We start from the raw sequence: 21919 nt of genomic DNA, 5'->3' as shown, positions 1-21919 counted from the left end.
TTTCTATCGAATGATCGGTAACGAGCTCTTGGACAGAGACGTCAAAAAGCTCAGATAGCGCATCAAGTTCGTGCAATTGCCAGGGTCGCAAGCCTTTCCACCGCTTGGTAATTGCTCCCTGAGACATTCCAAGCTCACGCCCCAGAGCTACCTGATTAATCTGCAGTCGGCCAGCGTGCGCGCGCACGTTTGAAGCAACAATATCGGCGGTGCTGACATGCTCATCTATGACTATTGCTGTGCTCATGTTGCTTAGTTTAGTCCAAAACGGACTATATCTATCATCATGGAGAGAATGCAGGCGGTCATTAGTCGTGAAGTTAAGCGATACATGAAAAAGACCGGTAATACACAGGCCTATATAGGTTCATTGCTTAACGTAACTCAGACGCATATCTCCCGACGCCTAACTGGTCGCACAAATCGGAGCGTCGACGATCTTGATGCCCTCACTGACGCGGGAATCGTTTACCCCCTGTGGGAGGACGCTGAATGATGCTAGGCGTACACCCGCAGTGCCCACCGGCCTTTTGTATCTCTCCACAAACGTGCATCGGCTCCAAGTTCATACGTCGAAGCGCTCTTGAACTGACGGTGAAAGCGTGTCGTTTCCTCATGTGGAACATGCCCGAGCAACGCAGAGCCGTAGCAGACCATCACCGCATTGGGGTCGTATTCGTTGTCCGGTTCAGGAATTAGGCTAACCGTCAGCGGGTACCCGTGCGGTGCTCCGACCTTTTCAGGAAGTTGCCACCCCTCAGCCTTCGCAACGCGTTTGAAAGCTCTTTGGTAATACTCTCGCCCTGTCGCTATGAACTCTTCGCTCGGGGTCGCCGCAATGACTTCGCGCGTGCGTTGTTTCCTGAACAAGTTTCCAAAAAGTCCCATACCCACATCATTACACCCCGCAACAGAATCGAGAAGTAGTTATGAGCAAAGAAATTACAGACGACAAACTGTGCAGGCATGCCTATTTCTCTCAGGTGTGATGGTCGCCGTCCATGGGCATTAGACGAATTGGCAGACGTTGCAGAACTGTTTGGGTGTTCCGTGCCTGAGTTGATTTCGGGCAACATTGCCCAACAAACGCAGAACCCCCGCCGGTGGATCGCACCGAGGGGGGCCGCTGCGCGCTCGAAGGGACTCGAACCCCCAACCTACTGAATGCGCTTTTTGGGGCTAATGCCCGAATTGTGTGTCTTTTCGGGCGTGTCGGGGTGATTTTAGTGGCCTGCCCAGCCTTTGCGGATGTGTAGGGATCCGTCTTGGTATTTGCTCCGATGAGTTTGCCGTGTCAGATATTGACGGTGACAATCCAGCGGTCAGCGTCGAGGAAAGCGGTTGTTTTGACCGCTGTCATTCGCAGGCCGTTGTCAGCGCGCATGCGTTCCATAGTGTCTGCGACCTGTTCGTGATTGAAAGTGGCGATCGGCTTACCCAGGCAGTTCACTTCCAAGTAGCCATCGGAGAACCCGCCGTGCACGATGAGCATGCAGTGGAACTCTGCAGGAGCATCCGCGCTGGTTGGAGCCCACTTTTCTTTGCGCGCACGACGTGCAATCGTGACGTCAAGGTCGTGCGACGGCTCTAACTGCGTCCAGTTGTCCGACTTAGCAACGATGAGCGTCGGTTCTTTGTATCCGAAAAGCTTCTGGAAGAAATCCATGGGTTAAGTGTGACACGAGGCCACCTACTTCTGCTGGTCATGCTCCTGTTCAGAAAGTGGAGGATGGAGGTGAAACCCGGTTGGCTCAGAATGCGGGGAGTCCGGTGGGCGGGGTGACAATCCACGGGTCAAGGGGGAGTGCTCGCAGGGAGTCGATGGGGAGAGCGTCTGCAATGTCGATGGCGGTTTGCGCTCCGTCGACCCCCAGGGAACGACCAATCCATTCGACGGCATCCTCCGTGGTCCACCCAAGTTCATGCAGGTCAGCGAGGGTGACGGCTCCGTCGCGCTTCGCGAGGCGAGAGCCCGCCTTGTTCAGTGCCAGTGGCACGTGCACGTAAGTCGGGACCGCGATTCCGAGCAGTGTTGCCAACGCCGCTTGAGCGGGCGCTTGAGACAACAGATCGTCGCCTCGTACAACTTGGTCGACATGCTGGAAGCCGTCATCGACCACCGCGGCCAAGTTGTACGCGGGCACGCCGTCAGCACGGCGCAGCACGAAGTGATCGACGGGGCCGGTGAAAGAACCGTGGAGTTCGTCGAATACGGTCCACTCGCTTGCTGGAGCGCGAAGGCGAAGCGCGGGAGTACGCCCGATTTCGGTGAGCTGTCGGCGTCGAACCTCGCGCTCAGTGTCAGTCAGGTTGAGGCATGTGCCGGGGTAGTGTCCCGGCGGAACATGGGGAGCGGACGCGGCTTCTTTAATGTCCTTGCGGGAGCAGTAGCACTCGAACGCATATCCCTGCTCGAGCAGGTAATCGAGCGCCTGCGTGTGGGCGGCTGAACGCGTCGTCTGCACCAGTATTGTGCCATCCCAGTTCAGTCCGATCGCTTTCAGGTCGCCGATCTGGCGGTCGGCGCTGCCTGAACGCACGCGGTCTATATCTTCCATGCGCAGGACAAACGAGCGCCCGCTATTACGCGCCCAGGCCCAAGCGAGGATCGCGGTCCGCAGATTCCCGACGTGAAAATCCCCGGTAGGAGAGGGTGCAAAACGTCCCACGCCTTGCTGAATGAGGGAACCGCTGGTCATGGGTTTAGTGTACAAACTGCGCCGACAGGGCAGGCTGATCGTTCCTGCCCGAGTCTCGTGAACTTGTGTAGGCTGGACGCGATGAATGATCCTGCAAAGCCCGTCCAGCGCATCTGGCCGTACGTTGCCGTTGGTGGCGCGTTGGGCGCGCTTGTTCGCGCTGGCGTGGACTATCTGACAGTGTTCTTTCCCGATTCTGAGGTCATTTCGCACGCGGTTCCCATCATGTGGTCGACGGTTCTCGTGAATCTTCTCGGCGCGTTTGTGCTTGGTGTGGTCGTGCCGCTTTTTACTGATCCCTCACGCGAGCGCGTGCGCCTGCTGGTTGTCACCGGCTTCCTGGGAGCGTTCACGACCTACGGCACATTGATCGCTGCAACTGCGAATGGGATGATCGCGTCCGGATCTATTGTCGGGGCGATTGTTCCGGCGCTCGCGTCGCTGACGTTGCTTTTCCTTGGCGTCGTGTGCGCGGGGTGTGGTTGTGCGTTGGGCCGCTTCGTAAAGTTCGGCATGTTCGAGGTCGTTGAGGTGAGTGACGAGGCCGGGTCCAGCGTTTCATCTCCGTCTTCTGATGCGGCCGGGATGGTCGACCGTGACACCTTCGCTGAGGAGGAACAATGATCGTTCTCTTCAGCGTGCTCGGCACAGCCCTCGGCGGAGCACTCGGTGCCCTCTCGCGCTGGAAACTCGATCTGGCTGTAAAAACCAGGTGGGTTGGCAAGCGCGCGTTGGCTGGAAAGCCCCTCCGCCCTTACGTCGGCATCGTGGTCGTCAATACGGTCGGTTGTTTCCTGCTTGGCTTCCTGACCGGGATCCTCCCGCTACTCGCGGTCCTTGTCGCCGGTGGGTCTACGGTCGACTATCCGGGCGTCACCGGAACCATGCGTTTTGTCCTATCAACGGGTTTCCTTGGTGGCTTCACCACGTTCTCAACCGCGGTCCTGGATGCGTGGACCGAGGTGTGGGCTCGTCGGGTCCGCGCCGGAATGAGTCTGATTGTTGTCGGCTGGGTGAGTGGCCTCGTCTCCTATCTGCTGGGACTTGGATTAACGGCACTCGTCTCCTATCTGCTGGGGATTGGATGAGCTGTATCTGTCGACTAAGGCGCAATTCGCGATCTGGATCACTGTTCGCGCGCTGACGGTTACCGAAACGTGATCGCGTAAAACTGCAGGTCAGGCTCACTTTCATTTCACATCGTGGCGTTATGTAACAGAAAATTTGGGTGGCGCGGACTTGCCTCCTATGCTGAAAACATCAACGCAGCGCGAAAACGCGCCGAAAACCCGGTGCGCACGATCTGAATCGAAGGAGGGCGCCATGATTGACCTTGCCGGAGTGCGAAAGGTTTACTCCGTCAAAGGTGGCAACGAGGTTGTCGCGCTCGACAATGTCACCCTCCACGTTGAACGTGGATCCATCCACGGAATCGTTGGTCAGTCTGGTGCGGGCAAGTCAACGCTCATCCGATGCCTGACCGCGCTTGAACACCCCAGCGACGGCAATATCGTCGTCGACGGGCTCGACTTGGCGCAGTTGCGTGGAAAAGCCCTGCGAGAAGCTCGTCGCAAGATCGGCATGGTCTTCCAGGCCGCGAACCTGCTGGACTCGCGCACAGCGGCGCAGAACATCGGCTACCCCCTGAAACTTGCGGGCGTACCGAAGGATCAGATCAAAGCGCGCGTTGAAGAACTACTTGCCCTTGTCGGTCTTTCGGGACGAGGCGACTCATATCCGTCTCAGCTTTCCGGTGGTCAGCGTCAGCGCGTCGGCGTTGCTCGAGCGCTCGCGGACAATCCCAGTGTTTTGCTGTGTGACGAGCCCACCTCCGCGCTCGACACCGAATCGACGCGCCAGATTCTGGAACTCATCCGCAAGGTTCGCGACTTAGAAGGCGTGACCGTTCTGGTCATCACCCACGAAATGGCTGTCGTCCGCGAAATCTGCGACTCCGTTACTTTGCTCGGTCACGGTCGCGTCATCCAGACGGGCACTGTCGAAGAGGTCGTTGCCGACCCGTCCAGCCCACTCTCGCGTGAACTCGTTCCCGCACCGTCCGTTGACGATGCTGACCTGCGCGAAGGCACCACGCTTCTCGACGTTATCTTCACATCGCACCCCGGCGTACCCACCGGTGCGACCGTTCTGAACCTCGCCGCCTCAATGGGCGCCGACGTGACAGCCGGAACCTTCGAATCTATTGGAATGACTCAGGTTGGTCGCCTGGCACTCTCCGTGCCCAGCTACCACTCGAAGCAAATTCTTTCTGAACTGCGTGAACATGACATCTACGCCGAGGTGAGGTCCGCATGACACCCGTTCTTCCCTCCCTCTACACGTCGCTTGCAGGCCTGTTGCCCGCAGGGTTGCTACCTGCTGGGCTCCTGTCCGCTGGTGTGAACGACCCGAAGTGGCTGGATAACCCGGCGCTGACGAAGCAGTTCCTGCCGGCAATCGGTGAAACCCTGGCGATGATGGGCTTTTCCACGCTGTTCACGGTCCTGCTCGGTATCCCGCTTGGTCTGTTGCTTGTTCAGACTGCCAAGAATGGCCTGACTCCGAATAAGACCATCTACCAGACCGCGTCGACGATCGTGAACGTCATCCGCTCGCTGCCGTTCATCATCGGCATCGTCGTCCTACTGCCCGTTACCCGCATCATTGTGGGAACAACGCTCGGCTGGCAGGCAACCGTCGTCCCACTCGTGCTCCTATCGGTGCCGTACTTCGCGCGCCTCGTCGAATCGAACATTCTTGCGATCGACTCCGGCAAAATCGAAGCTGCTCAGATGATGGGCGCAACGAACCGCCAGATCCGCTGGGGTGTTCAGGTTCGCGAAGCTGCACCCGCGCTGGTGCAGTCCACGACCACGCTTGCTATTACCCTGATCGGCTACTCCGCAATGGCGGGCGCCGTCGGCGGTGGTGGTCTTGGACAGATGGCCATTAACTACGGCTACAACCGTTGGCAGGACGACGTCATGATCGCCACGGTTATTGCGATCATCGTGATCGTCCAGCTGGTTCAGATGATTGGTGACATGATCAGCCGACTGGTGGATCACCGCTGAGTCGACCACCAGTCGGGCAACCGGCAGGCCAGCACTGTTCAATCAATCGTTTCACATCGACTGACCATTCAGTGGTCTATTTCGTTACACAGTCTTCATACCCGGACGTCTGTGCTCCCCTTGAGGTTGAGCGAGTACGTTTCTGGGTAACAACACAGAAAGAGGAATTCTCATGCGTTCCATCCGTAATCTTGCCGCTACTGGTGTAGCAACCGTCCTTGCCCTTGGCCTCGCAGCTTGTGGCTCCACCGGTTCCGATTCGTCCGCTTCCGGCTCTGAAGCGTCCGGTTCTGGCGACACCGTCACCCTGAAGGTTGGTGCCACCCCGGCCCCGCACGCAAAGATCCTGCAGTACATCCAGGACAACCTGGCAGCTGACGCGGGCCTGAACCTCGACATCGTCGAGTACACCGACTACGTCCTGCCGAACTCCGCCCTGAATGACGGCGAGCTCGACGCGAACTTCTACCAGACCGTCCCCTACCTGGAGATCGCTGAAAAAGAAAACGGCTACGACTTCACCGCCGGTGAAGGTATTCACCTTGAGCCTCTCGCAATCTACTCGTCGAAGATCAAGTCGCTGGATGAACTTCCGGCAGGCGCAAAGATCGGCATCATCGATGACGTCACCAACCAGTCTCGTGCGCTGACGTTGCTCTCCCAGCAGGGCCTCGTCGAACTGCCGACCGACGGTTCTGAAGCCAACGTGAACAACGTGAAGATCCTCGGCGACTTCACCTTCCAGGAGGTTCAAGGCGCCCAGCTGGTTCGCTCCCTGCAGGACGTTGACATCGCCGTTATCAACGGCAACTACGCCCAGGAAGGTGGCCTGTCGCAGGCTAACGACGCCCTGGTCGTCGAGTCCCCCAAGAACAACCCGGCAGTGAACGTCCTCGTTTGGAAGAGTGACACTAACAAGGCCGAAGCGATCGCGAAGCTCGAAGAGTTGCTCCACTCCGATGGGGTCAAGTCCTACATTGAACAGACTTGGGCCGACGGCTCCGTCATCCCCGCGTTCTGATCGGTACTGCTGACCAGCTCTGCTGACCGGCTGCCGGTGTTGATTGGCGAGCTTGGCAGCTGACCAGCCAACTTACTTTAAGAGAGGGCCACCCCGAAAGTCGGGGTGGCCCTCAGCTCAAGTGTTGGTCGCTACTGAAGCTAGCCTCGCTTGTCTGCGTGAATGCTTGTTCAAGTCGCGGTCAGCGTAATCAGTGCGATCAGTGAGTTTCCAGCGCGAACTCGGCGTCCGGTTCCTTGGTGAAGCGGTTGCGCAGGTCGCGACGGAAGACTTCAATGACCCACATCCAGACGATGTGGCCGAAGATCTCGGAGAAGTGCTCCTGCCACGGCTGATCCCACGGTGCCGGGACGATGCCCATGAGTGGCATGAGGATGACGTGGAAGCCGATCCACACGAGGATGCCGAAGACGGCACCCTGCCAGAGCTTGACCTGCGGGAAGCGCTCAGCGAGCACGCAGTAAACGATGGCGACGACGATCGAGAAGGAGAAGTGGATGATGAAGGACATCCACGGCAGGCCTTCATTGCCGTTGAAGGTGTAGGTGGCGTGCGTGAGGTCGGGGTTCATGCCGAACAATTCAAGCAGGGACTGCGGCGGGTTGGTGGCGTTGCGTTCCGGCGTACGCGGGGGCAGTGGTACCTCCCAACCGAATTTGATGATGGCGGAGATGATGCCACCAATGAGGCCAACGAGTGCTGCAACGCCGTACTTGCGACGCTTCGGATTAGTCTGTGTGATATTCATGCTGTCAGCATATGTCAATCCGTTGACAGCGTGACATTATGTAAGCGATTAAACGCCTCACATCACATGTCAATCTCTGGCGCTGAGTGAACAACCAGGGGAATTCGTCCTCGTTGCTGATGTGCTGGAGCCAGAGAGACGAAGAAACAAAAGTAGGGAGCCACCCCGATTGGAATAGCTCCCTACTTCAGATATGCACGGCGTTCACCATGTCAGTGAACGTGCATGCAACAATGTCAGTCAGCGATGCCGTAGAGACGGTCGCCAGCATCACCGAGACCCGGGACGATGTAGGACTTCTCGTTGAGGTGGTCGTCAACAGCCGCGACAACAACCTTGACGTCTGCGCGGTCACCCACTGCCTTTTCAAGTTCGGCGATGCCTTCCGGAGCTGCGAGAATGCAGACGCAGGTGACATCCTTGGCGCCACGTTCAAACAGGTAGTTTGTTGCTGCGACCATGGTGTGACCGGTGGCGAGCATCGGGTCGAGGATGAAGCACTGGCGACCGGACAGGTCGTCGGGCAAGCGGTTGGCGTAAGTTTCGATTTCGAGGGTGTCGTCGTCGCGACGCATGCCGAGGAAGCCGACCTCTGCGGTCGGGACCAGGCGGGTCATGCCTTCGAGCATGCCCAGGCCTGCGCGCAGGACAGGGACGACGAGCGGGCGCGGTTCGGAGATCTGCAGGCCAACGGTCGGGGCGACGGGCGTGTTGATCGCGGTTTCGGAAACGGCGACGTTGCGCGTGGCCTCGTAGGCGAGCAGTGTGACGAGCTCGTCGACGAGCTGGCGGAAGGTTGCGGACGGCGTTTCGCGGTCGCGCAGAACGGTGAGTTTATGGCTAACAAGCGGGTGGTCCGCGACATGAAGATGCATAGTTTAAGGCTACCGCGCGCGGGCGGGCAGTGGGTAGCGCGCCGGCGTTTTCGTGATTATTCCGCCTCGGTGCCACTGGTGTTTGATGGGGGACGAGGCCCGGATCCGTAATGTGAGGGTGATTCCTTGATTGTGTCGGACACTATTGGGGCGATGTCTCAGGTGGAGAGATAGGTGGATTATTGAGTGAAAGGCGCGTGAAAAAGCCGTTTTTCCTGAGAGTTTCCTGCACGGTTGGATAGTGCGATTCAATTTGTATATGCCTGCCGGTAGGCTGTAGGCGTGACACCAATGGATCGTTATCGTGACGCGATGAGTCGCGCTTTGTTCTACGCCAACCAGGCCCGTGAATCGGGCGATGTGCCGGTTGGTGCCGTTGTCATTGATTCGCTGGGGCGGATTGTTGGTAAGGGTTGGAATACTCGCGAGGCCGCGCATGATCCGTGCGGTCACGCAGAGATCAATGCGCTTCGCGAGGCTGGCCAGACCTTGAAGCGTTGGAATCTTGTGGGCTGCACGCTGGTTGTCACGCTTGAGCCGTGCACGATGTGCGCGGGGGCGGCGTTGGCGTCACGCGTTGATCGCGTGGTGTTTGGCGCGTGGGATCCGAAGGCTGGCGCGGCGGGTTCGTTGCGTGATGTGTTGCGTGATTCTCGAATGAATCACAGCCTTGAGGTCATTCCGGGTGTTTTAGGGGTCGAAGCCACGATCCAGCTGAAGGCGTTCTTCCAAGACAAGCGCGAAACTACGGCTGAGCCGACGGGACGCGGTGCTCTAGCAAATGAGCCAGTTGCTGTCCCTCCCTTAGAGGCAATTGCGTCGTGGAATCACCCGGGTTCGCTCGAGTCTTCGGACTCCGTTTCAGACAGTGACAGGGAAGCGAAGAAGTCTGAAGAGCCTACACAAGAGTCTGCTACGACGTTGCTTCCGCAGATGGAGCGAGCTTCGCAACCAGTGTCTAATCGGGCGAAACCCGAAAATTTGGGCCTCGTTGCTTCGAAGGCGGATGCGGTGCCAGCTGGGGAAATGACGCCCTTTGTATCTGCGCCCACTCGCGCAAAACATGCGGGCACCCCGGCAGATGTGCGCATAGTGGCGGGTATTCCGTTGCGTAGTCACGCGTATAAGCGGGCGAAGCACTGATCGGTGCGCGGTTGGCAGAATGCCTGCGTAACGACGCGGGGACAACGTGTGGAACGTATCGCATGGGCGGACCTCGTGTGGAGTTTGCCGGCGACTTCTGTTTATACTTATGCGCATTGGTAGCGTGTCCGAGCGGCCGAAGGTGCAGCACTCGAAATGCTGTGTGGTGTAACAGCCACCCAGGGTTCAAATCCCTGCGCTACCGCCAGAGTGTCCCGCAGTCGTTGACTGCGGGACACATTTTTATGCCGAGCGTCGGTGCCTCGTGGGGTATTCGGCAGTGACTGAGAAGCCTGCACCTTGTGGCGTATTCGGCAATGACTCAGAAGCCGGCGCCTCGTACCGCATTCATCACGGAGCGGACGTGTTCGCGCGTGTCGATGATGGGTGCAATGAAAGCGTTCCATGCGCGGATTGACGTGAGGGTGACAGCCGTCGAAATAATCGACGTGATGATCGCGGATGCGAGCGTCGCAATGCCGGTCAAGACCGCAGTGATGATCACGATCAGGCTGACGGCGCTGGCGACCCATTCCCACCAGCGGGTGATACCTCGTGTCGTGCTGTTGTTCATGTGGTGCACCGTTGTCGTGAATGAGACGCAGAATGCGACCGCTGAGACGACGAAGGGGATGGAGCCGGTGGATGCGGAAGCGAAGATTCCGCTGAGCAACCATGAGAGCCAAGTGATGAACACGAATGCGGTTGCTCGCCCGTTTTCTGCGCGTTTACGCAGGTAACTCCAGGTGGCATATGTGATTGCGATGGCGACGAGCGTTGAAACAAGTCCCGTCGCAATGAGTGCTGACCTGGTTGTCAGCATCGTGTTCAACGGTGCTGTAATTCCTGCGATTCCTGGGATCAAGGAAGTGAACGCCAGCATCATGTTCAGGATGAGTGCGACGAGGAGAGTGATCCCCAGAACCTGCAGGCTGGGCAGTTGTGTTTCGCTCAGGCGTGCGGTGGGGATTGAGTCGCCAGAGTATTCTTGACCAGCGTTTCCTGAGGTGTACGAGGCCGTGCCCGCTTGGGTGGTCGTCGGCTGGGGTGCGGTCTGCTCGTTGGTTCCCGGCGTTGAACGCTGGGTGAAGTGAACGCGGCCCTGCGAATCCGGCGTGGAGTTGGAGGCCGAAGATGCTGATCCTGCGGAGGGGCGCCCAGTGGGGGTGGGGTTCTCGAAGATGAGTTCGACTTCGCGAGGTTCGGGGCTACCGGTGGTGCTCATGAGTCTATTCCATCGCACTCGTCTGAATGTTTCCTGAATCGTGGCTGAGCAAGAGCTCGTGTGCGCTGTAGGCGAACAAACGGCGCAAGCTGGCCGAGTAGGGCTGTTATTCGATTGCGGTATCGTCCACAAGACCGACGAGGAAACCGTCTTCGTCAATCACGGATCCGCCGACGGCGGTGACGATGATTTCTGCGACCTTCTCAATGTCACGCGATGAGCGCATGCGCTCCAAACGCGCTGCTCGTGACACTCCAGTCGGTGTCTCGAGCATTCCTGCCGGCAACCACTTCAGGTGATATTCGATGATGACGCCCGTTGTCCACGACTCCCAACGCAGAACCTGGGGAGGACGAGGAACCGGTTCTACTTCGATCATGAGATCCGACCGGTTCGCGATCGGGGTGACAAGCGCGTACCCGGCAACAACTTCGGGGGTGGCACCGACTTCTTTCGCTGCCCTTTCGGCCAGTTCGCGTGCTTTCGCGATCTTTGTCGCGATATCTGTGCGGATCGTTCCAGGTTCCGCAGCGATCGCAGCATTTTTTTGAACCACCTGTTGCGCGGACTGCGATGCGGGAGTGGCAATCTGACGTGAATCTGTGAGCTGTGGGAAATGAGGCTTGAGCAGGTTCAACAGGTCCTCAGGATCCAGCCAGCGTGGAGTGTATACGGTCAACGAAACCGCTGAATCAGGATCCGGGGCGATCATCTTCCCCGAATCGGCGACGCGAACAGCGCCACCCAGGCGTCGAGCCATCCGCTTCAGTGCGGTCAAGATCCGGTACTCTAGGCCGACGGGAACTCCATCGGGGAAAACGCTTGCCCACTCGTCGAGGACGGCAAGCTGAGGATCCACGGGATTTCTGCGCGACTTTGGGCATTCCAACACCCACACGTTTGTGAGTGAAGCGGGGGTCTTGAGCGTCTTACGTAGAGTTGCGTCAATGCTCCATGGTCCCACCAGTCGTGCCTCGCCAACAAGGTGTAGCTGACCGGCTCCTTCCCAGCGAGCTTCATCCCAAATTGACAGGGCGAGTGCCTCAATTTCTAAGGGATCTACTTCATCCGCCAATAACAGTAGATGGTGTTCAGAGGCTGCGGCCTCGTCGATTGAACGCGCGGGAGCGGAAGTCGAAATTGTTGCCGAAATAGGAGCAACCTGCGACGTCTGCGAAACGCCTTCGGTGCCAACGGAGAAGGTCTGCGAAAACTCGGACAGAGAGGTGATGGCATTCAACGACGTTGAGGTGAGCGACGTTGAATCACCAACATAATCTTCGGTCAACGAGGAGCGTGAACGCGAAGACGCCTCTGCCATGCGATCGCGCAAAGAGCGACGCGCCAGCGCACCGGGAACACTATTCGTCCCAGTGCCCTCGTTGTTATCCGAAACCTCGTCTGACACGTTCGTTCAACGCTCGATCCGAGTGCGGTTGAAACGCAGGTGCGTGCGCGACGGAGTCGGGCCACGCTGACCCTGGTAGTGCGAACCCAAACCGGACGAACCGTAGGGGTGCTCCGCCGGAGATGACAGATTGAAGAAGCACAGCTGGCCGATCTTCATGCCCGGGTAGAGCAGGATCGGCATGGTCGCCGTGTTCGAAAGCTCCAGCGTGACGTGGCCGGAAAACCCGGGGTCAATGAAGCCAGCGGTCGAGTGCGTCAGCAGACCCAAGCGACCAAGCGACGACTTACCTTCAAGACGCGCTGCAATGTCATCACCCAAAGTGACCAGCTCGTAGGTTGCGCCCAGTACGAACTCGCCCGGGTGCAGAACGAACGGTCGATCCGGTCCCACATCAACCTGATGCGTCAGATCCGTCTGATCAGCGGACGGATCAATCACGGCGTAACGGTGGTTGTCGAAAAGACGGAACAACCTATCCAAACGCACGTCAATACTTGCTGGCTGAATCAGATCCCGATCAAGCGGGTCCAGCTGAATACGCCCAGAATCAAGGCCGGCATTAATATCGCGATCGCTCAATAGCATGGCTCAATTGTTTCACATTCACGGCGACCGTTTAGGCTGATGGTCATGTCCTCTTCCTCTTCTGGCGCTGTTCGTGGCGAAACTACGCCCGCAAGCTCGGCTACTCGGCAGGCCAAACGCAACGAGGTGCTCACCGGTCTCGTGAATTGGATGAAGGAAAACAAGCGCGAACTCCCTATGCGCGCCGAGGATGTGACGCCGTGGGGAACTCTGGTTGGCGAAGTGATGAGCCAGCAAACACCCATGCCTCGTGTCCAACCGATTTGGAGCCGGTGGATGCAGCTGTGGCCGACGCCCGCTGCGCTCGCGGTTGCTCCTGCGTCGCGGGTTCTGGTCGAGTGGGGGAGGCTCGGCTATCCGTCGCGCGCACTGCGCCTTCGCGAGTGCGCGATCGCCATTAGTGAGCGTCCAGGTGGCCAGGTTCCCGCAGACTTTGAGTCGTTGTGTAGCTTGCCGGGCATCGGCCCGTACACGGCATCTGCGTTGATGTCGTTCCAGTTTCATGAGCGTCGCGCGGTGCTCGATACGAATATTCGACGCGTGATTGCGCGGATTTTCAGCGGAATCGAGCGACCTGCATCTTCGTCCCCGACTCGCGTCGAGAGGGACCTCGCCGATTCCCTGCTACCGTCGTCGGGCGTTGAGTGTGCGACGTGGAACCTTGCGCTGATGGAGTTCGGGGCGATTGCGTGCACATCGAAGAATCCTGGGTGTGATACGTGTCCGCTTGCCAGTGAATGCGCATGGTTCGTTGCCGGGCGTCCAATGGTCGAGGTCAAGAGAAAGTCTCAGGCCTGGGCGGGCACGGACCGGCAGGCGCGCGGGCGAGTGGTGCAACTGTTGCGCGACCTGCACGTTTCCGGGGACTCATCAGCTTCTTCCGCCAGTTCCGATTCTCCCGTTGCTTCCGGTGATTCGTCAGCTACCGGCAATGTACCTTCCCCAATCGACGAGGCCGCCCCGACAGTTTCGTACTCTGCGGCGTTAGAAGTGGCGACGTTGCCGGGTAGCGACCCTGACCAGGCTCCCCGTGTGATTGAAGGCTTGCTTGCCGATGGCCTGCTGGTGCGCGTCGGCGAGGATCGCCTGGCTCTTCCGCGCTGATTGTCCCCGCTTGCACACTGCCACGGAGGCAGGTTGTCCCCAGGGGCGAGTTGTGCTCGCTACTGACGGCCCACCGGCTTCGTCGGTGGGCTGGACTAAGAGCAATTGTCTGAGCTTCCGGGGATTATCTGCGCAGTGGTAGCAACTGGTCGGAGGCTAGCCAAGCAGGTTGTCAGTACCGGATCGCGTCGATTGGTTTGACTCTGACGGCAGCGAGCGCAGGGATAATTCCGCAGAGAGCGCCGATTCCCGTGGAGATGGCAATGCCGTCGATGGCTGCGCTCATCGGGAATGGTGGGCGTTCCTGCAGGTAGATGCCCAATAACGTGTCAAGTGGCAGTAGTCGGATCACGATGATGGCAATTCCGACACCGATGACGCCGGCGACGAAGGTAGCGACAACCGACTCCATGAAGACCGCGAAGAAGACTCGTTTAGCGGATGCTCCCATAGCTCGCCGGATGCCGATTTCTCGGATGCGTTGGCGTACGGTGACGATCGCGACGTTCAGTAGCCCGAGTGCACCTAGCAGGATGACGATGCCACCGATGACCATGATGACGGTGCGGATCGTATTCATGCTGGATTGTCCGCCGTCGTAGTATTCACCGCCGTAGACGTCGCCTTTCCAGCCTTTGCCGAGTACGGATGCGAGTGCTTTGGGGAGCAGGTCTCGTGCTTGTTCCGCCTGGTCAGCTCCGGTCCAGACCAGCATTTCAACACCGTTTGATGTGGGGGATTGTCCGCTGAGCGCGGCTGACTGCGATTTGGTGAACTGCCAGGCGGTGTAGTCGATGTAGGCGGTTGGGCTGTCCCATTGCGAGTTGGATTTGATGACTCCGACGACGCGGTATTGGGTGGCGGAAGCATCGTTGGCGTGCAGGACGATAGGGTCTGCAATATTCGCGTGAGCTAGGTATTCCCAGAGCGTGGAGTTGATGACGATGGGGACGACTCGCTGGTTGGCGTCGCCCGCATCGATCCACCTGCCGACGATTGGGGTCAATCGGAATAGCGTGGAGTACGCGGGGTCGATGGCTTTCACGGATGTGGACGTTTCCATCGTTGTGAGGTCCTGCGTCGTGGGGACTCCTCGGTATGAACCGGTTTTTGAGATCTGTTCTATCTCAGTGAAGGTGATATTCCCTGTTTCGAGCCTGGACCAGTAGGGGATGTGCAGGCGTTGAGCGACGGTTGTCATGGCGTCACCCATGGGGTCGTGAATGACGCCGGTGAGCGCGGCGAGCGCGTTGCTTCCGTCGCTGCTCGTTGTGCCTTGGGTTGCTGAGTCGCTGTCGATAGTTGGCATTCCTTCGGCGTTTGTTGTGGTGCCAGTTTCGCTTTCGGTCGACGAGGCCGCGCCTGTCTCACCGGTGTCTGAACTGGTTTCTGATGCGCTGACGTGCAGAGTAATGGATCGGCCTGAGTAGGCTTCCTCCATTTCTTTATTGACCTGAACCAACATGTCGCCAATGGCGATAACTGAGGACATGGCTGCGACGGCCGCTACGACGCCGACGAGGGAGAGGATGACTCGGGTTTTTTGTACTTTGACTTCGCCCCATGCTTCTACGAGGGCGCCGATGATCTGGTTGAGGGTATTCATTCCTGAGTCTCCTCCTCTTCGTTTCGACCACCGGTTGAGGGGGAGGTGACCAGTTGGGTGGGGTCGGCCTCGTCGATTGAAGGACGGGTGGCGGAAAGATCGTGGGAGTCGATTGCGTGCAGGGTACCGTCGGCGAGCTGGAAGATTCTCTTTGCGCGCGAGGCGACCGCGAAATCGTGGGTGATGACGATGAGGGCGGCGTTGTTTTCTCTGGCGACGGTTTCAAGGAGTTCCATGACCAGCGCGCCGGTTTCGGGGTCGAGTGCGCCGGTGGGCTCGTCGGCGAGGATGACTCTTGGCTGGTGGACCAGGGCACGTGCGATGGCGATGCGCTGCTGTTCACCACCGGACATTTGGGAGGGGTAGGAGTCGAGGCGATCGCCGAGCCCCACGCGGTCGAGCATGGAAGCGGCAAGTGTGCGACGCCTCCAAAATGCTTGTCCAGTTGCGTAGAGCAATGGGACTTCAACGTTTTCACGTGCCGTGCGCGCGTTGAAAATGTTGAACTGCTGGAACACGAAGCCGAAGGTTGAACCGCGCAGGGCAGAGCGCTTCCCTTCGCCCAGGCGCGTCACGTCAATGTCGTTGATCGTGTACGTTCCGTCAGTCGGCAGGTCCAGAAGACCAATGATGTTGAGCATCGTCGATTTGCCGGTGCCGGAGCGACCCACGATGGAAATGTGGTCGCCGGGATCGACGTTCAGGTCGATGCCACGCAGGATTCTCAGGTCGGACCCGTCGGGTAGTTGAACCGTCCGGGTGACCTGGGCGAGTTCGATCAGGCTCATGTCAGCCCGCCGAGCTTTCAGTGGTGGCCGTCAGGGGAGTGGCTCCATCTACACCGGATTCACTGCCCCGTGTTGTGTCTGAGCTGGCGGTGGGAATGAATTCGAGCACCGAGTCGGATTCCGTCAGACCTTCTTTGATCTCGACGATTTCACCGTTAGTCAGACCCAAGGTGACAGGCTTCTTTTCGGGCTTGCCGGCTCCATCACTGGCGGGGATGTAGACAAATCCGCTTTGGAAACGGCCTTCAACAGCGCTGATGGGGAGTGTGAGGACGTCGGTTGCGGAGCCCGCGACAATGTCCATTTTCAAGCCGAGGCCGGGGAAGACCTTCTGATCTGCTGGGATTGCGCAACGTGCTTGGATACCGCTGTTCTGCTGGGTCTCTCCCTGTTGATTCGTGTTCTTCTGCGTCGTGTCAGGCGTGACGATCTTGAGTCCCGAGCAGGTGAAAGGTGCGGGCCCATTAGTGATGGTCACGGTTGCTTCGGAGGGTGTTTCTTGAATGCGGTACAGCTGGTCGGCGTTCAGAGTTGCCACAGCGGAATAGGTGGAGGGGGCGATGGTTCCCAGTTGGTCGCCGATGTCGAACCGCTGGCCGAGTAGGGCGCTGAGATGCAGGGTGCCACTGGCGGGGGCAGTGATGTCCGTGTACGTGTAGGTCGGCGTCTGTTGATCGTCTGTATCGTCGGTATTCGGGTTGCTTTCGTTTTGACCACGTATCTGCAGGATCATGGCTCCTGCTTCGACGTATGTGCCGTCACTGACGGCGATGTAGTTGACCTCGCCAGCCCCGGTTGCTTTAACAACGGTGGAGGGATCGTTTTCGATGGTGCCGTTGACCGAGACGGTGTTCGTGATGTCCGCTTTCGTCGGGGTGACCGTCATCTGCCCGTAATTCGCGCTTGGATCAAGGGGCTGATCGCTTTGGTCCGCCCCAGTGGAAGGAAAGAATGCGAATTTCACGAGGCTGATCGCGATGATGATCCATACGCCTGTCTTAATCAGGGCGATGATCTTTTGAAAACGCGGGGACGTGGAAGAGGACACGAATACTCCTAGACGCTCATCAACGTTGATGGTTCCCAACGGTATCAGTGCCCCGTGTCGTGGGGGAATGAGGACACTGACAAATCAGGGGTGACTCAGGGTTAGTCAGGGTTGTGTGAATTCTGGTTTGAGACTGTCGAAAAATTGCGAGTTTGGGCGCAAAGAAAGGTGAAAATACCCAGTCAAATACAGTCTTGGCTCGGCAGAACGGAAGAGAATAACGACCCTACTGACCGCGCTTCACGGCTTCGAGCAACATGACCGCCACGTCTTTCACCTCGGGCAGGGAAGTGGCTTCCGTCAACGTGGCGCCGTCAGCAGGTGCGCCCTGGCCAGAGGCGGACAAGAAGCCCGCCGAGGAACCGGACGCAGACCCCAGCATCTGCGAACAGAACGGGCACGCAGTGGCGACCACGTCAGCGCCTGTTGATGCTGCCTCGACAATGCGAGCATCACTAATGCGGGTGCCTCGTGATTCTTCGAACCAGGCGTGCGCGCCACCGGCACCGCAGCACATGGCGCGGTCGCGGTTACGAGGCATCTCAACAACCTCAACACCTGGGATGGAAGCGACCAGTTCGCGCGGTGGCTCGTAAACGCGGTTATGGCGACCCAGGTAGCAGGCATCGTGATAGGTGACGTGCAGGGGGCGACCCGCTTGGTCGGTATCAGACGGAGAGCCTGGAGCAACCGGCTTCAGCAGACCTTCGCGCACTAGGCGGTTCAGCAACTGGGTGTGGTGGATGACATCGAAGTGACCACCGAGCTCGGGGTACTCGCCAGCAATCGTGTTGAAGCAGTGAGCGCACGAGACAACGATCTTCTGAGCCTTCGCCTCATTCAGAGTCTCAATCGCCTGTGCGGCGAGCATCTGGAAGAGAACCTCATTGCCGGCACGGCGCGCAGCATCACCCGTGCACGACTCACCCGAACCGAGGACAGCGAAGGAAACGCCGGCAGTGTGCAATAGCTCTGCCACGGCAGCACTGGTCTGCTTTGCCTTATCGTCGAAAGCGCCCGCGCAACCCACCCAGAACAGGTAGTCAACCTCTTCAGCGCTCTTGATATCTTCGCCGATCACGGGCACGTCGAACTCCAGGTTCTTCGCCCAATCCAAACGCTTTCGTGCCGGCTGGTTGTAAGGGTTGGCCTTTGATTCCATGCCACGGAATGCGCGTCCCAGTTCGCGTGGGAATGCGGCTTCCATCAGCACTTGGTGGCGACGCAGGTCAAGAATGTGGTCGATGTGCTCAATGTCGACGGGGCATTGTTCGACGCAGGCGCCACACATCGTGCAATCCCAGAGGACTTCCTCGCTGACAACGCCGGGAACCAGTGGTCCGGCGACGTCAGTGACACCCTCAGGACCAGTTGCCCCGGACGCGGAAAGCATCTGCAGGACATCGAAGGAATGCGGGGAAGGCTCAACGCCCTTATCCAGCATCAGATCGCCGTGCTCAATCACGTCGGCAACAGTGCGGTCACCGGGGACGTTACCGTCAACAAGTTCCTGAGAGACGATCTCTTTATTTGACGCTGACTCCATGTGGTCGCGCATCGACATGATCAAAAGCTTGGGGGAGAGGGGTTTGCCCGTATTCCACGCGGGGCAGAGTTCCTGGCAACGACCACATTCCGTGCAGGCATACAGGTCAAGGCGTGCCTTCCACGACAGGTCGGTGGCACTGCCCGTACCCAGAACCGTGTCCTCGGGAAGATCTTCGAACTGTTCTTCACTGGTCACCGGCACGCCGTTGATCAGCATGTGATCGGCGGGACCAAGCGACTTTGTGCCGTCAACGTTGCGACGCGCATACAGGTTGACGATCGCAATGAAACGGTGCCATGCAACGCCCATCGACGTCTGTACGCCGATGACCATCATCCAGAGCATTGACGTCATGATCTTGACGGTCGCAACTACGGCGATCGCGTTTGCAAGACCGGTTGAGCCAAGTCCAGCCCTCACAGCAAGCGCGCCGATCCACCCGGTTAGCGGGAAGTGAACAATCAGAGGCAACGGCCATTCCTGACCCACATTGTGTTCGAACATCAGGCCGTATTCGAGGCCTCGTAAACCGATGATGCACACGCACACAATCAGAACGACCCACTCGACGAACAGCGCCTGCCATTTCGTCGACCCGAGGAAACGCGACGCCAACCCTTGCGGTGAACCGTCGCGCGGGTGCGGGCGGGACAGTGGCGCGTCGTCACCCGTCAGGGAAGCCTGATCATCATTCGACACGGCTGCCTCAGCGACACTGCCGTGGCCAGCGCGCTTGCGCACGGTCATCAGGTAGATGATGCCCAGCAGACCACCCCAGGCGAGGACCTCTGTCAGCCACTCCCACGGCGCAAAATGCCCCAGCAGCGGCAGGGCATACATCTGATCGCGCAACTGCCCATAGCCGGCAACAAGCGTGAGGAACAGCAGAGGGAAGGAGATCATCACCAGCCAGTGAGCGACCTTCACCCACGGGCGATGCTTGAACTCACGGTGAGTCAAAATCGTAGAAATCATCGACCATAGGCGCTTGCCCACCGGGCGCAGACGCCCCGGATCAGGCTGGCCCTGGTTGATCTGGCGCCAGATATGTGCGATACCGCGACCGAACGCCAGCAGGGCGAGCAGAGTCACCAGCAGGGAAAACACCCAGCACACAACACTCAGAGCAGAAGATGCCATCGAAATGATCTCCGAACGGATAGGAATCAACTGCTTTCATTGTCGCACCCACTGTCTGCACATGGCGTTGTGGGGTGCAAACGCGCGGTTTCGACTCAATATGCTCCGCTCCTCATTCGCATTTTTCGCGCGCTCACTGTTGCGAAAGATCCGGAGAGGAATGGGATGAGTTCCTCACCTCACCCGGACGCTCGTGGCACGCGCACGTCAATCTGTGAGAAGGTGAAGCCGTGATCACAGACTCGGTGAACATGGACAAGCCCCTATCCGACCAAGAGATCTTCGAAGACGACCGACCGCACGACCACTGTGGTGTCTTCGGCGTGTGGGCGCCCGGTGAGGACGTTTCGCGACTCACCTACTTCTCGCTATATGCTCTGCAACACCGAGGACAGCAGTCCGCCGGTATCGCAACCTCGAACGGCTCTCAGATTCTGGTCTACAAAGACCAAGGCTTGGTGAACCAGGTGTTCACGGAACAAACCCTTCAAGGCCTGACCGGCCACGTCGCCATCGGACATGTCCGCTACGCGACTACGGGGGCGGATACGTGGCGTAACGCCCAGCCCACGCTCGGTCCCACGCCAAACGGAACGGTCGCTCTCTGCCACAACGGCAACCTGACGAACACGACCGAACTGCGTGAGCTGGCGAAGAAAATCGCCGACGAAGGTGACGACATTGAACATGGTGCAACCACGGACACATCCATCGTCACGGCCCTTCTTGGACTGGCAGATCGTATCCCTGGACCTGTGCCGTTTATTCCTCCAGCGCTCGCCCTTGCGTCCTCCATGGACCAGGGCGATTCTGCTTCTTTTGCGCAGTCGTCGACCTTAGAGGCCGGTTCTGCTTCCTCGTCTAGCGAGGTGCCGGCACAGGGGACAACAGAAGGCTATTCGTCTCTCATCCCGGCGGCCCTGAAGGTCCTTCCACGCTTGAAGGGTGCGTTCTCGCTGGTCTTCATGGACGAGAACACGCTCTACGCTGCGCGCGACCCCCACGGATATCGACCGCTAGTACTGGGTCGCCTGTACTCCGGCTGGGTCTTGGCTTCCGAAACCTCCGCCCTTGACCTGTGCGGTGCCACGTTCGTCCGCGAAATTGAACCCGGCGAGCTCATCGCAATCGACCAAAGCGGTGTTCACTCACGCCACTTCGCGGTTAAACGCTCCAACACCTGCGTCTTTGAATACGTGTACCTTGCCCGCCCTGACACCGTCATCGGTGATCGTCAGATTGTGGCGGCGCGCCGTGAGATGGGCGCGATCCTCGCCGAAGAGTCAGGTGTCGAAGCCGATCTGGTGATCCCCACGCCTGAATCGGGCACTCCGGCCGCCATCGGCTATGCAGAGGCGTCATGTATTCCCTTCGCGCAGGGCCTCGTGAAGAACGCCTACGTTGGCCGAACCTTCATTCAACCGACTCAGTCACTACGCCAGTTGGGTATTCGCCTGAAACTCAACCCGTTGCGCGAGGTTATCGGGGGGAAGCGGCTGATCGTCATCGACGACTCCATCGTCCGCGGAAATACTCAGCGGGCCCTGGTTCGCATGTTGCGCGAGGCTGGCGCATCCGAAGTACACGTCAGAATTTCATCACCGCCGGTCCAGTGGCCATGTTTCTTCGGTATCGACTTCCCGACCCGCGCGGAACTGATCGCCTCGGCGATGAACGTTGACGAGGTTTGTGCTTCTATTGGCGCCGATTCGCTGGCATACCTGTCGATGCCGGGCATGGTTCGCGCGACTCGCCAGGGAACCGGCCTCTGTCTTGGCTGCTTCACCGGCGACTACCCCGAAACAATCCCTGCAGGCACACCTATCCCCGGCACTCCAGGGGCTATCAGTTGCTAACCGGATACGGCCTCGTGACCACGCGATGCCGGATATGCACCATGATC

General features: G+C 58.8%; 21 protein-coding genes and 1 tRNA gene. 9 read left to right on the top strand and 13 right to left on the bottom strand.

The window, feature by feature from the left end:
- The 4 genes from AC5RE1_RS02135 to gluQRS form a co-directional block, all read right to left on the bottom strand.
- Window positions 1–247, bottom strand: a 247-nt coding sequence (locus tag AC5RE1_RS02135) for a helix-turn-helix domain-containing protein (protein ID WP_493938258.1), incomplete at its 3' end; no start/stop codon positions are given.
- A 251-nt stretch (window positions 248–498) separates the two neighbouring features.
- Complete coding sequence (locus tag AC5RE1_RS02130; RefSeq protein WP_219585594.1) at window positions 499–888, bottom strand: HIRAN domain-containing protein; 390 nt, start codon at window positions 886–888, stop codon at window positions 499–501.
- A gap of 406 nt (window positions 889–1294) precedes the next feature.
- Window positions 1295–1666 carry a hypothetical protein gene (locus AC5RE1_RS02125; protein WP_460257169.1) on the bottom strand — a complete coding sequence of 124 codons (372 nt, stop codon included), beginning with the start codon at window positions 1664–1666 and terminating at the stop codon, window positions 1295–1297.
- A gap of 85 nt (window positions 1667–1751) precedes the next feature.
- Window positions 1752–2699, bottom strand: coding sequence for a tRNA glutamyl-Q(34) synthetase GluQRS (gene gluQRS, locus AC5RE1_RS02120; RefSeq protein WP_219585595.1), 948 nt, complete (start codon window positions 2697–2699; stop codon window positions 1752–1754).
- An 81-nt stretch (window positions 2700–2780) separates the two neighbouring features.
- Between gluQRS and AC5RE1_RS02115 the strand changes: the two genes are divergently transcribed.
- The 5 genes from AC5RE1_RS02115 to AC5RE1_RS02095 all read left to right on the top strand — a co-directional run bounded on the left by AC5RE1_RS02115 (window position 2781) and on the right by AC5RE1_RS02095 (window position 6794).
- Window positions 2781–3323, top strand: coding sequence for a fluoride efflux transporter FluC (locus tag AC5RE1_RS02115; protein WP_460257088.1), 543 nt, complete (start codon window positions 2781–2783; stop codon window positions 3321–3323).
- Entirely contained in the window at window positions 3320–3787 is a 468-nt protein-coding gene (locus tag AC5RE1_RS02110; RefSeq protein WP_103633170.1) for a fluoride efflux transporter FluC, read from the top strand. The genes AC5RE1_RS02115 and AC5RE1_RS02110 overlap by 4 nt, the downstream gene beginning before the upstream one ends.
- Before the next feature lie 235 nt (window positions 3788–4022).
- Window positions 4023–5015: a methionine ABC transporter ATP-binding protein gene (locus tag AC5RE1_RS02105; RefSeq protein ID WP_006680697.1), complete on the top strand. Its 993-nt coding sequence runs from the start codon at window positions 4023–4025 to the stop codon at window positions 5013–5015.
- Window positions 5012–5773: a methionine ABC transporter permease gene (locus AC5RE1_RS02100; protein ID WP_219811019.1), complete on the top strand. Its 762-nt coding sequence runs from the start codon at window positions 5012–5014 to the stop codon at window positions 5771–5773. Before AC5RE1_RS02105 ends, AC5RE1_RS02100 begins: the two co-directional genes overlap by 4 nt.
- A 172-nt stretch (window positions 5774–5945) precedes the next feature.
- A complete protein-coding gene (locus AC5RE1_RS02095) occupies window positions 5946–6794 on the top strand; it encodes a MetQ/NlpA family ABC transporter substrate-binding protein (protein WP_006680699.1) in 849 nt (282 codons plus the stop codon).
- A 199-nt stretch (window positions 6795–6993) separates the two neighbouring features.
- Here the strand turns inward: AC5RE1_RS02095 and AC5RE1_RS02090 are convergent, their stop codons facing one another.
- Both AC5RE1_RS02090 and upp read right to left on the bottom strand, forming a co-directional pair.
- Window positions 6994–7542, bottom strand: a complete 549-nt coding sequence (locus tag AC5RE1_RS02090) for a YagU family protein (protein WP_006680700.1) — start codon at window positions 7540–7542, stop codon at window positions 6994–6996.
- A 236-nt stretch (window positions 7543–7778) separates the two neighbouring features.
- Window positions 7779–8417: a uracil phosphoribosyltransferase gene (gene upp, locus AC5RE1_RS02085; protein ID WP_103633169.1), complete on the bottom strand. Its 639-nt coding sequence runs from the start codon at window positions 8415–8417 to the stop codon at window positions 7779–7781.
- Window positions 8418–8708: 291 nt separating this feature from the next.
- Here upp and tadA point away from each other — a divergent pair, with 291 nt between their 5' ends.
- Together tadA and AC5RE1_RS02075 are read left to right on the top strand one after the other, a co-directional pair.
- Window positions 8709–9560 carry a tRNA adenosine(34) deaminase TadA gene (tadA, locus tag AC5RE1_RS02080; RefSeq protein WP_006680702.1) on the top strand — a complete coding sequence of 284 codons (852 nt, stop codon included), beginning with the start codon at window positions 8709–8711 and terminating at the stop codon, window positions 9558–9560.
- Between the two features lie 118 nt (window positions 9561–9678).
- Window positions 9679–9768: transfer RNA gene (locus AC5RE1_RS02075), tRNA-Ser, on the top strand.
- A gap of 114 nt (window positions 9769–9882) precedes the next feature.
- Here the strand turns inward: AC5RE1_RS02075 and AC5RE1_RS02070 are convergent.
- From AC5RE1_RS02070 to dcd, 3 genes are all read right to left on the bottom strand, one after another.
- Entirely contained in the window at window positions 9883–10785 is a 903-nt protein-coding gene (locus AC5RE1_RS02070) for a hypothetical protein (protein ID WP_493938257.1), read from the bottom strand.
- A gap of 106 nt (window positions 10786–10891) precedes the next feature.
- Window positions 10892–12193 (bottom strand): hypothetical protein, encoded by a 1302-nt coding sequence (locus AC5RE1_RS02065; protein ID WP_006680704.1) that lies wholly within the window; start codon window positions 12191–12193, stop codon window positions 10892–10894.
- Between the two features lie 6 nt (window positions 12194–12199).
- A complete protein-coding gene (dcd, locus tag AC5RE1_RS02060; RefSeq protein WP_006680705.1) occupies window positions 12200–12781 on the bottom strand; it encodes a dCTP deaminase in 582 nt (193 codons plus the stop codon).
- Window positions 12782–12826: 45 nt separating this feature from the next.
- On the opposite strand from dcd, the gene AC5RE1_RS02055 reads away from it, so the two are divergent.
- The gene (locus tag AC5RE1_RS02055) at window positions 12827–13885 is read left to right on the top strand and encodes an A/G-specific adenine glycosylase (protein WP_179370116.1); all 1059 of its coding nucleotides are present in this window, start codon (window positions 12827–12829) and stop codon (window positions 13883–13885) included.
- A 172-nt stretch (window positions 13886–14057) separates the two neighbouring features.
- On the opposite strand, the gene AC5RE1_RS02050 is transcribed toward AC5RE1_RS02055, so the two are convergent.
- The 4 genes from AC5RE1_RS02050 to AC5RE1_RS02035 form a co-directional block, all read right to left on the bottom strand.
- A complete protein-coding gene (locus AC5RE1_RS02050; RefSeq protein WP_006680707.1) occupies window positions 14058–15491 on the bottom strand; it encodes an ABC transporter permease in 1434 nt (477 codons plus the stop codon).
- A complete protein-coding gene (locus AC5RE1_RS02045) occupies window positions 15488–16279 on the bottom strand; it encodes an ABC transporter ATP-binding protein (RefSeq protein ID WP_006680708.1) in 792 nt (263 codons plus the stop codon). The genes AC5RE1_RS02050 and AC5RE1_RS02045 overlap by 4 nt, the downstream gene beginning before the upstream one ends.
- Before the next feature lies 1 nt (window position 16280).
- The gene (locus tag AC5RE1_RS02040) at window positions 16281–17327 is read right to left on the bottom strand and encodes an efflux RND transporter periplasmic adaptor subunit (RefSeq protein ID WP_006680709.1); all 1047 of its coding nucleotides are present in this window, start codon (window positions 17325–17327) and stop codon (window positions 16281–16283) included.
- 226 nt (window positions 17328–17553) lie between these two features.
- Window positions 17554–20016: a (Fe-S)-binding protein gene (locus AC5RE1_RS02035; protein WP_179370118.1), complete on the bottom strand. Its 2463-nt coding sequence runs from the start codon at window positions 20014–20016 to the stop codon at window positions 17554–17556.
- 251 nt (window positions 20017–20267) lie between these two features.
- On the opposite strand from AC5RE1_RS02035, the gene purF reads away from it, so the two are divergent.
- The gene (gene purF / locus AC5RE1_RS02030; protein ID WP_179370320.1) at window positions 20268–21872 is read left to right on the top strand and encodes an amidophosphoribosyltransferase; all 1605 of its coding nucleotides are present in this window, start codon (window positions 20268–20270) and stop codon (window positions 21870–21872) included.
- Window positions 21873–21919: the final 47 nt, after the last annotated feature.

The sequence above is a fragment of the Actinotignum sp. usb-actsch-rep-73 genome, from assembly GCF_059082735.1.
Note: the sequence above shows the minus strand (reverse complement) of the source record. Positions and strands in the feature narration are given on the sequence as shown.

What these genes read in the sequence shown, in the direction of transcription:
- AC5RE1_RS02125 (WP_460257169.1), bottom strand. Translation starts at nt 1,666, where the DNA reads ATGGATTTCTTCCAGAAGCTTTTCGGATACAAAGAACCGACGCTCATC.
- AC5RE1_RS02070 (WP_493938257.1), bottom strand. Translation starts at nt 10,785, where the DNA reads ATGAGCACCACCGGTAGCCCCGAACCTCGCGAAGTCGAACTCATCTTC.
- AC5RE1_RS02055 (WP_179370116.1), top strand. Translation starts at nt 12,827, where the DNA reads ATGTCCTCTTCCTCTTCTGGCGCTGTTCGTGGCGAAACTACGCCCGCA.
- AC5RE1_RS02105 (WP_006680697.1), top strand. Translation starts at nt 4,023, where the DNA reads ATGATTGACCTTGCCGGAGTGCGAAAGGTTTACTCCGTCAAAGGTGGC.
- AC5RE1_RS02050 (WP_006680707.1), bottom strand. Translation starts at nt 15,491, where the DNA reads ATGAATACCCTCAACCAGATCATCGGCGCCCTCGTAGAAGCATGGGGC.
- AC5RE1_RS02100 (WP_219811019.1), top strand. Translation starts at nt 5,012, where the DNA reads ATGACACCCGTTCTTCCCTCCCTCTACACGTCGCTTGCAGGCCTGTTG.
- AC5RE1_RS02130 (WP_219585594.1), bottom strand. Translation starts at nt 888, where the DNA reads ATGGGACTTTTTGGAAACTTGTTCAGGAAACAACGCACGCGCGAAGTC.
- purF (WP_179370320.1), top strand. Translation starts at nt 20,268, where the DNA reads ATGGACAAGCCCCTATCCGACCAAGAGATCTTCGAAGACGACCGACCG.
- AC5RE1_RS02035 (WP_179370118.1), bottom strand. Translation starts at nt 20,016, where the DNA reads ATGGCATCTTCTGCTCTGAGTGTTGTGTGCTGGGTGTTTTCCCTGCTG.
- AC5RE1_RS02090 (WP_006680700.1), bottom strand. Translation starts at nt 7,542, where the DNA reads ATGAATATCACACAGACTAATCCGAAGCGTCGCAAGTACGGCGTTGCA.
- gluQRS (WP_219585595.1), bottom strand. Translation starts at nt 2,699, where the DNA reads ATGACCAGCGGTTCCCTCATTCAGCAAGGCGTGGGACGTTTTGCACCC.
- AC5RE1_RS02110 (WP_103633170.1), top strand. Translation starts at nt 3,320, where the DNA reads ATGATCGTTCTCTTCAGCGTGCTCGGCACAGCCCTCGGCGGAGCACTC.
- AC5RE1_RS02115 (WP_460257088.1), top strand. Translation starts at nt 2,781, where the DNA reads ATGAATGATCCTGCAAAGCCCGTCCAGCGCATCTGGCCGTACGTTGCC.
- upp (WP_103633169.1), bottom strand. Translation starts at nt 8,417, where the DNA reads ATGCATCTTCATGTCGCGGACCACCCGCTTGTTAGCCATAAACTCACC.
- AC5RE1_RS02095 (WP_006680699.1), top strand. Translation starts at nt 5,946, where the DNA reads ATGCGTTCCATCCGTAATCTTGCCGCTACTGGTGTAGCAACCGTCCTT.
- AC5RE1_RS02045 (WP_006680708.1), bottom strand. Translation starts at nt 16,279, where the DNA reads ATGAGCCTGATCGAACTCGCCCAGGTCACCCGGACGGTTCAACTACCC.
- tadA (WP_006680702.1), top strand. Translation starts at nt 8,709, where the DNA reads ATGGATCGTTATCGTGACGCGATGAGTCGCGCTTTGTTCTACGCCAAC.
- dcd (WP_006680705.1), bottom strand. Translation starts at nt 12,781, where the DNA reads ATGCTATTGAGCGATCGCGATATTAATGCCGGCCTTGATTCTGGGCGT.